The 14,171-nt window shown below is 46.3% G+C and carries 12 protein-coding genes, 2 tRNA genes and 1 pseudogene; 12 read left to right on the forward strand and 3 right to left on the reverse strand.

Features of this window, described 5'->3' with window-relative positions; translation table 11 throughout:
• Positions 1–243: 243 nt before the first annotated feature.
• The 4 genes from rpsL (at position 244) to tuf (ending at position 4,631) form a co-directional block, all read left to right on the forward strand.
• Complete coding sequence (gene rpsL / locus HXT24_RS03135) at positions 244–615, forward strand: 30S ribosomal protein S12 (protein ID WP_003813881.1); 372 nt, start codon at positions 244–246, stop codon at positions 613–615.
• A gap of 3 nt (positions 616–618) precedes the next feature.
• Positions 619–1,089: a 30S ribosomal protein S7 gene (gene rpsG, locus HXT24_RS03140; RefSeq protein WP_004112309.1), complete on the forward strand. Its 471-nt coding sequence runs from the start codon at positions 619–621 to the stop codon at positions 1,087–1,089.
• A 42-nt stretch (positions 1,090–1,131) separates the two neighbouring features.
• Positions 1,132–3,261, forward strand: coding sequence for an elongation factor G (gene fusA, locus HXT24_RS03145; RefSeq protein ID WP_004112311.1), 2,130 nt, complete (start codon positions 1,132–1,134; stop codon positions 3,259–3,261).
• Between the two features lie 170 nt (positions 3,262–3,431).
• Positions 3,432–4,631 carry an elongation factor Tu gene (gene tuf / locus HXT24_RS03150; RefSeq protein ID WP_004112314.1) on the forward strand — a complete coding sequence of 400 codons (1,200 nt, stop codon included), beginning with the start codon at positions 3,432–3,434 and terminating at the stop codon, positions 4,629–4,631.
• A 338-nt stretch (positions 4,632–4,969) separates the two neighbouring features.
• On the opposite strand, the gene HXT24_RS03155 is transcribed toward tuf, so the two are convergent.
• A tRNA-Lys gene (locus HXT24_RS03155) sits at positions 4,970–5,043 on the reverse strand.
• Between the two features lie 146 nt (positions 5,044–5,189).
• Here HXT24_RS03155 and xseA point away from each other — a divergent pair.
• The 6 genes and pseudogenes from xseA to ileS all read left to right on the forward strand — a co-directional run bounded on the left by xseA (position 5,190) and on the right by ileS (position 11,413).
• The gene (xseA, locus tag HXT24_RS03160) at positions 5,190–6,536 is read left to right on the forward strand and encodes an exodeoxyribonuclease VII large subunit (protein ID WP_422119594.1); all 1,347 of its coding nucleotides are present in this window, start codon (positions 5,190–5,192) and stop codon (positions 6,534–6,536) included.
• Between the two features lie 86 nt (positions 6,537–6,622).
• A complete protein-coding gene (locus HXT24_RS03165) occupies positions 6,623–6,931 on the forward strand; it encodes an exodeoxyribonuclease VII small subunit (RefSeq protein WP_004112318.1) in 309 nt (102 codons plus the stop codon).
• Between the two features lie 49 nt (positions 6,932–6,980).
• Positions 6,981–7,053, forward strand: a tRNA-Arg gene (locus HXT24_RS03170).
• Between the two features lie 82 nt (positions 7,054–7,135).
• Positions 7,136–7,438 (forward strand): type II toxin-antitoxin system RelB/DinJ family antitoxin, encoded by a 303-nt coding sequence (locus HXT24_RS03175; RefSeq protein WP_032836992.1) that lies wholly within the window; start codon positions 7,136–7,138, stop codon positions 7,436–7,438.
• Positions 7,435–7,740 carry a type II toxin-antitoxin system YafQ family toxin gene (locus HXT24_RS03180; RefSeq protein WP_004124725.1) on the forward strand — a complete coding sequence of 102 codons (306 nt, stop codon included), beginning with the start codon at positions 7,435–7,437 and terminating at the stop codon, positions 7,738–7,740. The genes HXT24_RS03175 and HXT24_RS03180 overlap by 4 nt, the downstream gene beginning before the upstream one ends.
• 263 nt (positions 7,741–8,003) lie before the next feature.
• Positions 8,004–11,413: pseudogene (gene ileS / locus HXT24_RS03185) on the forward strand (mupirocin-resistant isoleucine--tRNA ligase).
• 105 nt (positions 11,414–11,518) lie between these two features.
• Here the strand turns inward: ileS and HXT24_RS03190 are convergent.
• Both HXT24_RS03190 and HXT24_RS03195 read right to left on the reverse strand, forming a co-directional pair.
• Positions 11,519–11,722, reverse strand: coding sequence for a hypothetical protein (locus HXT24_RS03190; RefSeq protein WP_004124740.1), 204 nt, complete (start codon positions 11,720–11,722; stop codon positions 11,519–11,521).
• Complete coding sequence (locus HXT24_RS03195) at positions 11,700–11,975, reverse strand: BrnT family toxin (protein ID WP_004124743.1); 276 nt, start codon at positions 11,973–11,975, stop codon at positions 11,700–11,702. Before HXT24_RS03195 ends, HXT24_RS03190 begins: the two co-directional genes overlap by 23 nt.
• A gap of 286 nt (positions 11,976–12,261) precedes the next feature.
• Here HXT24_RS03195 and HXT24_RS03200 point away from each other — a divergent pair, with 286 nt between their 5' ends.
• On the forward strand, positions 12,262–13,149 hold the full coding sequence (locus HXT24_RS03200) for an ABC transporter permease (RefSeq protein WP_422119603.1): 888 nt from the start codon (positions 12,262–12,264) through the stop codon (positions 13,147–13,149).
• Positions 13,146–14,153, forward strand: coding sequence for an ABC transporter permease (locus HXT24_RS03205; protein WP_004124746.1), 1,008 nt, complete (start codon positions 13,146–13,148; stop codon positions 14,151–14,153). The genes HXT24_RS03200 and HXT24_RS03205 overlap by 4 nt, the downstream gene beginning before the upstream one ends.
• Positions 14,154–14,171 lie beyond the last annotated feature (18 nt).

The raw sequence follows: 14,171 nt of genomic DNA on the forward strand, positions 1-14,171 counted from the left end.
TGTCAAGCAAGGATGTATAATAGTAATTCGTGTGTGCCAACGGTGCGCCTTATGTTATAGGTGTTCTCGTTGGGATATCCCAAGTGCCAGGGATAGCGCGCAGTAATGCGTGGCTGGAGGCATGAGGGCCATCGGGCCGGTGGACTGTGGCTTTTACTCTTTTAACCGATTCATGGTTTAAGGTGTGCTGCAGTGTGGCGGTTTTCACCAAATAGAAGATAACAATGAATCGGAGAACTTAAGTTGCCTACGATTGAACAACTCGTCCGTAAGGGACGTCAGGCCAAGCCTAAGAAGTCAAAGACTTTGGCCTTGAAAGGTAGCCCGTTGCGTCGTGGCGTGTGCACTCGTGTGTACACCACCACTCCTAAGAAGCCAAACTCTGCGCTTCGTAAGGTTGCTCGTGTGCGCCTCAGCTCGGGTATTGAAGTAACCGCCTATATTCCAGGCGAAGGTCATAACTTGCAGGAGCACTCCATTGTGCTCGTGCGCGGTGGCCGTGTGAAGGATCTCCCAGGTGTGCGTTACCACATCGTGCGTGGTGCTCTCGATACCCAGGGTGTTAAGGACCGCAAGCAGGGTCGTTCCCTGTATGGAGCAAAGAAGGCGAAGTAAAACATGTCACGTAAAGGACCTGCAAAAAAGCATCAGCTGCTTCCTGATCCAATCTACGGCTCGACCGTCGTGGCTCAGTTGATTAACAAAATTCTTCTCGATGGCAAGAAGTCCATCGCAGAAAACATCGTCTACACTGCTCTTGAGCAGGTGAAGGCAAAGACCGAGCAGGAGCCAGTTTCTGTTTTGAAGCGCGCTCTCGATAACATTCGTCCAAGCCTTGAGGTTCGTTCCCGCCGCGTCGGTGGTGCAACCTACCAGGTGCCAGTCGAAGTTAAGCCTGCTCGTGCAAACACTTTGTCCTTGCGCTGGCTTACCGACTTCTCCCGCCTTCGTCGTGAGAAGACTATGGCTGAGCGTTTGGCTAACGAAATTCTCGATGCCTCCAATGGCTTGGGTGCTTCTGTAAAGCGCCGCGAGGATACCCACAAGATGGCAGAAGCAAACAAGGCTTTTGCTCACTATCGCTGGTAATCCACAAGATAATCGGTATCTTAAAGAGCTAAGGATAATAATATGGCACAAGATGTGCTTAACGACCTGAATATGGTTCGTAACATCGGCATCATGGCGCACATCGATGCTGGTAAGACTACTACCACCGAGCGTATTCTTTACTACACTGGTAAGAATTACAAGATCGGTGAAACTCACGATGGCGCATCCACCATGGACTTCATGGCACAGGAGCAGGAACGCGGTATTACTATTCAGTCTGCTGCAACCACTTGCTTCTGGCAGCGTCAGACTCATGACACTGACGATCGCTACCAGATCAACATCATCGATACACCAGGACACGTTGACTTTACCGCAGAGGTTGAGCGTTCTTTGCGTGTTCTCGACGGTGCTGTTGCAGTGTTTGATGGTAAGGAAGGCGTGGAGCCTCAGTCTGAAACCGTTTGGCGTCAGGCTGATAAGTATAGTGTTCCACGTATTTGCTTCATCAACAAGATGGATAAGCTTGGCGCAGATTTCTACTATTCTGTTAAGACCATTAAGGAAAAGCTTGGCGCTAAGCCTCTCGTTATTCAGCTTCCAATCGGTGCTGAAAACGACTTCCTTGGTGTTGTTGACTTGATTCGTATGAAGGCTTACGTCTGGAATGACGTTAAGGACGATATGGGTGCCCACTACGACACCGTTGACATTCCTGCAGACTTGCAGGAGCGTGCAGAAGAATATCGTGCCGAGCTTATGGATCAGGTTGCAGAAGCTGACGAAGAGTTGCTTGAGAAGTACCTCGAATCTGGAGAGCTTTCTGAAGAAGAAATGCGCGCTGGTATTCGCAAGCTTACTATTGCTCGCGAAGCCTTCCCAGTAACTTGCGGTTCTGCATTCAAGGATAAGGGCGTTCAGCCAATGCTGGATGCTGTTGTTGACTTCCTTCCAAGCCCAGAAGACGTTCCATCTATTAAGGGCTTTGATCCAAGCGACGAATCTGTTGAAATTGATCGTAAGCCAGTAAACACCGATCCATTTGCAGCTTTGGTGTTCAAGATTTCAACCCATCCATTCTATGGAAAGCTTGTGTTCGTGCGCGTGTATTCTGGTGAAGTTAAGCCAGGCGATTCTGTGTACGATTCCACCAAGTCCAAGAAGGAGCGTGTTGGTAAGATCTTCCAGATGCACGCAGATAAGGAAAATCCTGTAGATTCTGCAGAAGCTGGAAACATTTACACCTTTGTCGGTTTGAAGAATGTCAGCACTGGTGATACTTTGTGCGACGAAAAGAACCCAATTTCTTTGGAATCCATGACCTTCCCAGATCCTGTTATCGAGGTTGCTGTGGAGCCAAAGACGAAGGCAGATCAGGAAAAGATGAGCTTGGCTTTGGCTAAGCTTTCTGATGAGGATCCTACCTTCCAGGTTAAGACCGATGAAGAGTCTGGTCAGACTTTGATTTCTGGTATGGGCGAGCTTCAGCTCGACATTATTGTGGATCGTATGCGCCGCGAGTTCAAGGTCGAAGCGAATGTTGGTAAGCCACAGGTTGCTTATCGTGAAACCATTCGTAAGGCTGTTATGAACCAGGAATACACCCACAAGAAGCAGACTGGTGGTTCTGGTCAGTTCGCAAAGGTTTTGATGAACTTCGAGCCAATCGATCCAGAATCTGGCGAAGTCTATCAGTTTGTTAACGAGGTCACTGGCGGCCACATTACTAAGGAATTCATTCCTTCCATCGACGCAGGTGTGCAGGAAGCTATGGAATCTGGCGTTTTGGCAGGCTTCCCAGTGGTTGGCGTTAAAGCAACCGTTACCGACGGTCAGACTCACGACGTTGATTCTTCGGAAATGGCCTTCAAGATTGCAGGTTCCATGTGCTTCAAGGAAGCTGCTCCTAAGGCTCACCCAGTAATCCTCGAGCCAATTATGGCAGTGGAAGTTCGTACTCCAGAAGAGTACATGGGCGACGTTATGGGCGATTTGAACTCCCGTCGTGGAAACATTCAGTCTATGACCGACGCTACTGGCGTTAAGGTTATTGACGCTAAGGTTCCACTGAGCGAGATGTTCGGCTACATTGGTGATCTTCGTTCCAAGACTCAGGGACGTGCAATGTTCACCATGCAGATGGACTCTTACGCGGAAGTTCCAAAGGCTGTTTCGGACGAGATTATTAAAGCCCAGCGCGGCGAGTAAAAGCGCACGCTACTTCGGTGTTTTGTGTCCCTAGTCAACGCTAGAATTTCGTACGTTGACTGGGTTCTGGCACCGAAGTGGCACCTAACCCAGAAACCCAGTAAATATGTAGCGAGAGGCTTCACATAAGGTTGTGAAGCAAACTACGAGACGTCCAGGAGGACAAACACATGGCAAAGGAAAAGTACGAGCGTACTAAGCCGCATGTTAACATTGGTACCATCGGTCACGTTGATCACGGTAAGACTACCTTGACCGCGGCTATTTCTAAGGTGCTTCATGGCGAATATCCAGATCTGAACCCTCAGTATGACTTCGATCAGATCGACGCCGCTCCAGAAGAGAAGGAGCGCGGCATTACCATTAACATCGCCCACATCGAGTATCAGACGGCTGCACGCCACTATGCTCACGTGGACGCCCCAGGCCACGCTGATTACGTTAAGAACATGATCACTGGTGCCGCTCAGATGGATGGCGCAATCCTCGTGGTTGCTGCTACCGACGGCCCAATGGCTCAGACCCGTGAACACGTCTTGCTTGCTAAGCAGGTCGGCGTTCCAAAAATTCTTGTTGCTTTGAACAAGTGCGATATGGTTGACGACGAAGAGCTTATCGATCTCGTTGAAGAAGAGGTTCGTGACCTCCTCGAAGAAAACGGCTTCGATCGCGATTGCCCAGTCATCCGTACTTCCGCTTACGGCGCTTTGCATGATGACGCTCCAGACCACGACAAGTGGGTAGAGACCGTCAAGGAACTCATGAAGGCTGTTGACGAGTACATCCCAACCCCAACTCACGATCTTGACAAGCCATTCTTGATGCCAATCGAAGATGTGTTCACCATCTCCGGTCGTGGTACCGTTGTCACTGGTCGTGTTGAGCGTGGTAAGCTCCCAATCAACACCCCAGTTGAGATCGTTGGTTTGCGCGATACCCAGACCACCACCGTCACCTCTATCGAGACCTTCCACAAGCAGATGGATGAGGCAGAGGCTGGCGATAACACTGGTCTTCTTCTTCGTGGTATCAACCGTACCGACGTTGAGCGTGGTCAGGTTGTGGCTGCTCCAGGTTCTGTGACACCACACACCAAGTTCGAAGGCGAAGTTTACGTCTTGACCAAGGACGAAGGTGGCCGTCACTCGCCATTCTTCTCCAACTACCGTCCACAGTTCTACTTCCGTACCACCGATGTTACTGGCGTTATCACCTTGCCAGACGGCATCGAAATGGTTCAGCCAGGCGATCACGCAACCTTCACTGTTGAGTTGATCCAGGCTATCGCAATGGAAGAGGGCTTGACCTTCGCAGTTCGTGAAGGTGGCCGTACCGTTGGTTCTGGTCGTGTGACCAAGATTCTTGCCTAGTATTTTTTCTAACTGAAGATATTAGTTAAGTCTTAGAAAAGACCCCATGAGGAAACTCGTGGGGTCTTTTTGTATTTTCTGTTGAAGAATTACACATAGATCGTTTGGTGTGTCGTTTGGTGTGTCGTTTGGTGTATTTTGAATTTTTACTTTTTTATAGTTATCACAAAAATTATCACAACATTGTGTTTTAAATGTTATTGTGCAAATGACGAAAGTGTGTCTGAGATTCAGTCTTTTGTTGGAATATTGGGATAAATCGTATATAAATCATATGTGAATAATGAAAAATCTAAATACGAAAAAACCCAAGCCATAAAGCTTGGGTTTTCAAAGAGTGCCCCCTCAGGGATTCGAACCCTGGACACGCTGATTAAGAGTCAGCTGCTCTAACCAACTGAGCTAAAGGGGCGTTGGTCATTTCTTGAGCCGAGTAATAACTATACTCAGAATCACTTTATTTGCAAGTCACGGCGTGTCGTGTTTTGCGTATTTTTTCGGCGTTTGTTGTGCATATTTTAAACGCTTGTTGTCCATCTTCTAAAAGAAACTTAGTGTATGTCTTTGCTAAATATGACGCTTTTCAATCAAGATTCTGGCTATCCTCACAATGACAACGTTAGTCAAAATGAAGTTAGTCAAAATAGCTATGACAGTCAAAATAGTAGTGCCACTCGCACGCTACCTTTGCGCGCAAGCGAGACAACTGCCGAAAATCCTTGGCCGGTAAGCATTATAAGCCAAAAGTTCCATGGTGCTGTAGAAAAGTGGCCGGCAGCTTGGGTAGAAGGTCAGATTGTTGAAATCAACATGAGAAGGTCTACGTCTGGCTACATAACGCTCAGAGACAGTAGCGAAGACATTTCAATCTCCATAATGGGCTTTAGCAAGTTTGTTCAGCAAGCGAAAGATTTGCGGCAGGGCGATAGAGTAGTAGTTCACGGCAAGGCGGATATTTGGGTAAAAGCAACGCGATTGAGCTTTGTTGCAGACGAAATTAGACGTGTTGGCGCTGGCGACTTAAAAGCGCAAATAGATGAGTTGCGCAAAAAGCTTAAAGGCGAAGGCTTGTTCGACGCAGAAAACAAGGTGCCTCTGCCTGAGTTCCCAAAGTGCATTGGACTAGTGTGTGCGCCTCAAGCTCGCGCCGAGGGCGATGTTATTACAAACGTGAATTTGCGCTGGCCTGTAACGCGTTTTAAGGTGGTTCACGCGCATGTTCAGGGCGTGCAATGCCCAGCGGACGTTATTGCGGCCATTAAGCAGCTAGATGCCGATCCAGAGGTTGATGTGATTATTGTTGCGCGCGGCGGCGGTAGTTTTGAAGATTTGATTGGATTTTCGGACGAGGGCGTGGTTCGCGCTACGGCTGCTTGCGTAACTCCGATTGTTTCTGCGATTGGTCACGAAGATGATTGGACGCTTATTGATTTGGCTGCAGATATGCGAGCTTCTACGCCTACAGACGCAGCAAAGCGCGTTGTTCCAGATATTAACGAGCAATGGCAGTTGATTGATAACGCTTTGCAACACGCGCGCATGAGGATTTCTGCGCGAGTTGATAATGAGATTCGACTTGTTGAAGGCTACGCGAACCGTCCTAGCCTTACTAGACCGAGCACTATGCTGGAGCCGCATGAGTTGTTTGTGCAGCAGGCTGTTGAACGCATGAGGCATGGTTTGGTGCGGCTGCTTGACGACGCTAGTTTGACTGTTGAAAAAGCACATGCCAGTATTACGGCTCTTAGTCCGCAATCAACGCTTAATCGAGGTTACGCAGTTGTGCAAATTAGCGGTGGGAAAGTACTCGATGATTCTAGTCGTGTAAAAACTGGAGATGATATAACTGTTACTCTTAAAAGTGGCTTGATTACAGCTAGCGTTACTTCTGTAGAAAAGTCGTAAAGTTGTAAAATCTAAATATCTTAAAAATAAAAACGCAAAAATCTTAAATAAAAAAATCTTAAATAAAAAATTAGAAAAGGATAATTATGAGCGACGAAACAAAAGACGCAGGTGCAAAAGTTGATGCTATTAGCACGCTTAGTAGCGAAGAGAGAGCTGCGATTAACGCAATGCCTTACGAAGAGGCGCGCGAAAAGCTTGTGCAAGCTGTTAAAGCACTTGAGGCTGGCGGCTTGACTTTGGATCAGTCTATGCATCAATGGGAGCTTGGAGAAGCGCTAGCAAAGCGTGCGCAGGGCTTGCTTGCATCGGTTCGCGCTAAGTTGGACGCGGCTCAAGCGGAGCAGTCTGCTACGGCTGCAACCGCTGGAACGCAATCAAATCTTGAATCTTGAGCATGTTATAGCGTGTAAACCACGCTATAGTGTATAATTGCCATTTGTTGCCTCGGTAGCTCAGTGGATAGAGCACCACTCTCCTAAAGTGGGTGTCGTCAGTTCGATTCTGATCCGGGGCACTTTTCTTATTTATTGCAAGTGTCATGCGTGTGTATAATAGACATATATTGTATGTAATTATGACAATGGATGGTGTTTTTTATGGTTGTTTCAGCGGTCGCAAGAATTAATTTCAGAACAGATGAGAAAACTAAGCAAGATGCAGAAGCCTTATTTGATGCTTTAGGTCTTGATATGTCTACTGCTTTAAACATGTTTCTTAAGCAGGCAGTACGTGAACAAGCTCTACCTATTAGTCCGTCGCTCGTTACGTCTGTTCCCAACGAAGCAACGCTTAAAGCTATGAATCACGCTAATCAAATTATAGATGGCAAAATTTCTGAAGACGGCATTGTTTTTAGCAATGCTAATGAAGCTAAAGCATTTTTGGATAATATGTCATGAAAATTATTTTTGATACTCAATTTCAAGCAGATTTACGGAAGTTGCTTCGAGAGAATCCATCAATTAAACACGAATTAGAGGACTTAATTGACAGTATTTATGAATTTGAAGAAGTTCCTGAATCTTACAATCCTCACCAATTGAGCCATCCTCGTGGTATGTACAGCGGATATTGGGAATTGCATTTGCAAGAAGGAAAATTTGATGTAATTCTCATTTATAATTACCGATATAATATTCCTGTTATTAGGTTTGTTCGCATAGGATCTCATAATAATTTATTTCATAATGGGCATAAATGAGATTTTGAAAGTTCACAATGTTAGGGGATAGTGTTAGATTGTTTCTAACTTAAGCGATGATCCGTTATCGGCGGGGAGTTTTCGGAAGAACGGCGAGGATTCGTAAGATTCTCGCTTATTAGAACCGACGGGGTTGGCCCGTATAGCCAAACACGAGAGGCTGCAAGAGTTGCGTAAGCATCTTGTAGCAAGCGAGGTGGTACCGCGGCAATAACTGTCGTCCTCGCAGGGAAATATTCACCCTGTTGAGCGAGGAGAGCACAGTGAGCGAATCCACTAATCCAGCAACTAGCGCGTGCGCAAATACGTCTGCAAGTCACGTATATCCGAAAGCAAATGTAACTGCATCAACGCAAGAAAACGCCGGCGCGCAAGTTGCACCAAATCCTTCTTTCCCAAAGCTTGAAGAATCAGTTCTCCAGTACTGGGATGCAAACAACACTTTCCGCAAGTCAATCGAATATCGCCCGTCCGGAAAAGGAAGCCAGAACGAGTTTGTGTTCTTCGACGGCCCTCCATTCGCAAACGGTCTTCCTCACTACGGCCACCTTCTCACAGGCTATGCAAAAGACGTGGTTCCGCGCTATCAGACTATGCGCGGCCGCAAAGTAAACCGCGTTTTTGGTTGGGACACTCACGGCCTTCCAGCAGAGTTGGAAGCGCAGAAGGAACTCGGCATCGAGTCGGTTGAGCAAATCGAAAAAATGGGCATCGCGAAGTTCAACGATGCTTGCCGTGCTAGCGTTTTGAAGTACACGAACGAGTGGCAAAACTACGTACATCGTCAGGCGCGCTGGGTTGATTTCGAGCGCGGCTACAAGACACTGAACATTCCATATATGGAATCCGTAATGTGGGCATTTAAGCAGCTTTACGATAAGGGCTTGGCTTACAAGGGTTACCGCGTGCTTCCGTACTGCCCAAAGGACCAAACTCCACTTAGTGCCCACGAGCTTCGCATGGATGCGGACGTGTACCAGAATCGTCAGGATACTACCGTTTCCGTGGCTGTTAAGCTTCGCGACGAAGACGATGCTTACGCAGTATTCTGGACCACTACTCCTTGGACAGTTCCAACCAACTTCGCAATCGTAGTCGGCGCAGATATTGATTACGTGGAAGTTCGCCCAACTGAAGGCAAGTTCGCTGGCAAAAAGTTCTACATTGGTAAGCCTTTGCTTGGTTCCTACACTAAGGAACTTGGCGAAAACTATGAGGTTGTGCGCGAACTTAAGGGCGCTGAGATGGCTGGCTGGCGCTACTACCCAGTATTCCCTTACTTCGCAAGCGAATCTGCGCTCGCAGAGGGTGGCACTCCTGGTCCTAACGCTTTTACGATTTTCACAGCAGATTATGTTGACACCGCTGAAGGTACCGGCCTCGTTCACCAGGCTCCTTACGGTGAGGACGATATGAACACGCTTAACGCGCACGAAATTCGCAGCGTTGACGTGCTCGACGCAGGCTGCAAGTTTACAAGCGACTGCCCAGATTACGAAGGCTTGTACGTTTTTGACGCCAACTTGCCAATTTTGCGCAACTTGCGTGCAGGAGACGGTCCTCTTGCTCAAATGCCGGAAGATCAGCGCGCGTTGCTATTCCAAGAAAAAAGCTACGTGCACAGCTATCCTCACTGCTGGCGTTGCGCAACTCCGCTTATTTATAAGCCTGTTTCTAGCTGGTTTGTATCTGTTACGAAGATTAAGAAGCGCTTGCTTGAGCTTAATCAGGAGATTAATTGGATTCCTGGAAATGTTAAGGACGGCCAGTTTGGTAAGTGGCTTTCTAACGCGCGCGACTGGTCTATTAGCCGTAATCGCTTCTGGGCTCGCCAATTCCAGTGTGGGTGAGTGACGATCCAAAGTATCCTCGCGTAGACGTTTACGGTTCGTTGGATGAGCTTAAGGCTGATTTTGGCGATTATCCTCGCGATGACAACGGCAATGTGAATATGCACCGCCCGTATATCGATCGCCTTACTCGTCCAAATCCAGACGATCCTACTGGAAAGTCGCAAATGCACCGTATTACGGATGTTCTCGACTGCTGGTTTGAGTCTGGTTCTATGCCTTTCGCGCAGTTCCATTATCCGTTTGAAAATAAGGACTTCTTCGAAGAGCACTTCCCATGCGATTACATAGTTGAATATATTGGTCAGACTCGCGGATGGTTCTACACGCTTCACATTATGGCCACGGCTCTATTCGACCGTCCAGCTTTTAAGAATGTGATTTGCCATGGCATTGTGCTTGGTTCCGACGGTCAGAAGATGAGTAAGCATTTGCGCAATTACCCAGATGTGAACGGTGTTTTCAACGAGTACGGTTCAGATGCTATGCGCTGGTTCCTTATGTCTTCGCCAATTTTGCGCGGTGGCAATTTGATTGTGACTGCAGACGGCATTAGGGATACAGTTCGTCAGGTTATGCTTCCAGTTTGGAGCTCGTATTACTTCTTTACGCTGTATGCGAACGCTGCAAACGGTGGTAAGGGTTACGATGCTCGCAGGCTTCGCGCGGATGAGGTTGCAGGACTTTGCAACATGGATCGTTATTTGCTTGCTCGCACGCGTTTGCTTGTTGAGCGCGTAGAAAAATGCTTGAACGAGTTTGCGATTAGCGATGCTTGCGCAGCAGTAAGCGATTTTATTGACGTGCTTACGAATTGGTATATTCGCGGCAGCCGCGACCGATTCTGGAATGAAGACGAGACTGCTTTCAACACGCTTTATACTGTGTTGGAAGTATTTATGCGCACGATTTCTCCTCTTGCTCCTATGGAAGCGGAGGCTGTGTGGCGTGGTCTTACCGGCGGCGAATCCGTGCATTTGGCTGATTGGCCTTATTTGGTTGAGCCGCAAATGCTTTCGGATGGCGAGAAGAATCCTAAGGCTGGCGAAGTGACTGAGCTTGGTGCTGTTCTTGCGCACGACGATGCTTTGGTTGCTGCTATGGATAAGGTTCGCGAGGTTGTGTCTTCTACGCTTTCGTTGCGTAAGGCGGAACAGTTGCGTGTGCGCCAGCCGTTGGCAAACTTGACGGTTGTGGCAGAAAATACTGCTGCTGTAGAGCCTTACGAGCAGGTGCTTGAGCGCGAGCTTAACGTGAAGAATGTTACATTCTGCACTTTGGAAGACGCTAGCAGCCATGGTTTGAAGATTGTTCACGAGCTTAAGGTGAACGCACGTGCGGCTGGTCCTCGTTTGGGTAAGCAAGTTCAGTTTGCTATTAAGGCTTCGAAGAGTGGTGATTGGCGAGTTGACGAGTCTGGCGCTCCTGTTGTTATGACTCCAAACGGCGAAGTTGCGCTTGAACAAGGCGAATATGAACTTGTGAATCGCGTTGAATCTTCGGATGCTCAAGCGGCTGCGAATACGGCTTCTTCTGCAATGCCAACTGGCGGTTTCGTTATGCTTGACACTGCTTTGACAGCTGATTTGCTTGCTGAAGGTTACGCTCGCGATGCTATTCGTGCTGTTCAGGATGCGCGCAAGGAGAACGGTTTGGATATTAGCGACCGAATCGCTTTGACTTTGAGCGTGCCTGCTTCGGACGTTGCTAAAGTTGAGCAGTTCCGTGATTTGATTGCCAACGAAACTCTTGCTACAAGCTTAGAAGTTACTGAGGCTGATTCTAGCGCAACTGAGCTTAGCGTAACTGTTAAGCGTGCGTAAAACACAGCTAACAGCTAATTAACTAAACAAAAAAACGTGCCGTTGTATGATTCATACGTCGGCACGTTTTGTTTTATTTCTAGTTTTATTTCTAGTTTTATTTGACTACCGCGTTGTAGCTACTCTAAATAATCTCATTATTCTCAATATCCATTCAGGCATAATAAAAGTGACGTGCTTTTGTTCGTTCGAGTGGTTCTCTATAATTGGATGTTCTAAATCAAAGTATTCAAGTACGTCTTCACCGTTATCGAATTTTCTATCAATTTCTTTTCCGCTTATTTCTTTATTTTTTGTTGTGTTTTTCATAATATTGTTCCTCCTTTTTGCGCGATCTTCTTACAGAAATAATACGAATTCGATTATTTCTTTTTGTTATTACTGCAGTCCAATGTTTGCTGTCTATCTTTCCAAAAACTAAGTAGCGAGAGTCATCATTGCCTGAATTTTTGGATTTAATTTCAGTTGTTTCATTGTTCCATAGTATTTGGGCTCTTTTGAAACTGATACCGTGTTTAGCTAAATTTTTTAAGCTTTTTGCAGGATCGTACTCAAAATTCATACTCACCTTCTATCGTTTATTTTAACGTAAAATAGCATCAATTGAAACTATTTTTAATGGTTGTTGTTTTGTATTAGGTATCGTAAGTGATTTAAGTTAGCTTTCCTAGATTTTTTACGCATTGTGGTTAGAGGTTATATAGAAGCAATGCGACACTCCGATTTTTCTCACTTCCACACCTTCCTATAAATTCGTTATGACAATAATACAAATTTATTCATGTTTGTATTTGTTAGTTTTATAGAAAAATTGCAATACGAAAGTGCAGGTAACGAAATGAGTGGCGATGAAAAGGGGCGGTGTATTTTATTCGCGTAGTAAGCGCGACTTATCAAGTGTTACCGCAATTGTTGGAATTGCAATAATATCACTGTTTGTTTTATTGGCGATTTTTGCCGACCTTTTTACTCTTATTACAGGTAATGATCCATATAGCGAAAATCCCGATGTTTTATCGGATTCTTCGTTGCCTACAGGCATAGGCGGAATAAGCTCAAAACATTGGTTTGGCGTAACGCCATTGCGCGGAATTGACTTATTTGCAATCATCTCTCACGGCTCAAGAATCTCTCTTGGAATTGGCTTAGCTTCTACTGCGATCTCCGTTGCTTTAGGCGTTGTAATTGGCGTTATTGCTGGTTATTTTGGTGGTTTTGTTGATTTTGCAATTTCTCGCATTATGGACGTGTTCTTTGGGTTTCCGTTCCTAATCTTTGCGATTGCGCTTTCTGCGATTGTGCCTCAAACTTTCCCGCGTCCGCTTCTTTTAACTCTTGTAATCGGCTTTTTTGGTTGGCCTAGTATGGCGCGATTGGTTCGCGGCGAAACACTTAGCCTTAAAAATCGCCATTTTGCTGTGGCTTCTAGAGTTATGGGCGCTAGTGCTTTTCATGTTTTGCGCAATCAGATTTTGCCAAACATGCTTCCAATAATCATTGTTAATACAACACTTTCTATACCAGGCCGTATTGCACTCGAAGCGGCACTTTCATTTCTTGGCGTTGGCATGAATCCGCCTTCGCCTTCGTGGGGACGCTCAATATCCGACGCAGTGCAGTGGGCATTGGTAGACCCGTGGTATTTAATATTCCCAGGTTTATCTTTGTCACTGCTTGCGCTCGGGTTTAATATGCTGGGCGATTGGCTTTCTTCAAAAATGGAGATAGCAGCATGAGCGTTTTTCTTTACATTATTAGGCGCGTTGCAAGCGCTTTGGCTGTTATTGCTGTTATTGCAATGGCAATGTTTTTGATTTTCTTTATGACTCCAACAAATCCTGCTCAGCTTATGTGCGGCAAACCTTGCACGCCTGAGCGTTTAGCACAAGTTTCTGCGTTTATGGGAACTGATTTGCCTTGGTATAGTCAGCTTTTTAACTATTTGCAGGGTATTTTTGTTGGTCGTACTTTTGGCGATTCTGCATCTGCCAGCGCAATTGTTTGCGCGGCTCCTTGCTTAGGATGGTCTTTTGCGCTTAATGAGCCTGTTACTGGTTTGATTTTTAGTCGTTTTCCAGTTACAGCATCAATCGCCATTGGCGCTGCTGTTTTGTGGATGATAATTGGCGTATTTGCAGGCGTTTTGCAAGCGGTTAAGCGTGATTCGTGGATTGACCGCTTAATTGTAGCAATATCTTCGATTGGTATTTCGTCTCCTACCTACTTAATTGGTTTGCTGGCGATTATTGCTTTTGCGGTTTACATTCCCGTTTTTCCTACGGGTGGATATGTTAGCTTCTTTGCTAATCCTTTTGACTGGGCTTGGCATCTGCTACTCGCTTGGATTGTTTTAGCGTTGATAAATGGCGCTTTTTATGCGCGCATTACTCGTTCTACAATGATTAGGGAATTTGGTAAAGATTATGTGCGAACTGCAAGAGCAAAGGGCATGCCCGATTCACATGTTGTAGTAAATCATGCTTTGCGAAATGCGATTTTACCAATATTTACAATGTTTGGTTTAGATCTTGGCGGTCTTCTTGGTGGAGCGGTTATAACTGAGCGTGTGTTCTCTATGCACGGGTTGGGTTCGCTTCTTTTAGACGCTGTTAAGACTTTTGATTTGCAAGTTTTGGTTGGAGTTACGCTGTTTTCGGCCGCTCTTGTAATAATTGCAAATCTTATTGTTGACGTCTGTTATTGTTTGCTTGATCCTAGAGCGGCTAAAGTCGCCCTTTAAAGTGGTGATTAGTGAGCG

The sequence above is a fragment of the Gardnerella sp. DNF00354 genome (genome assembly GCF_049262755.1).
Classification (GTDB): Bacteria; Actinomycetota; Actinomycetes; order Actinomycetales; family Bifidobacteriaceae; genus Bifidobacterium; species Bifidobacterium vaginale.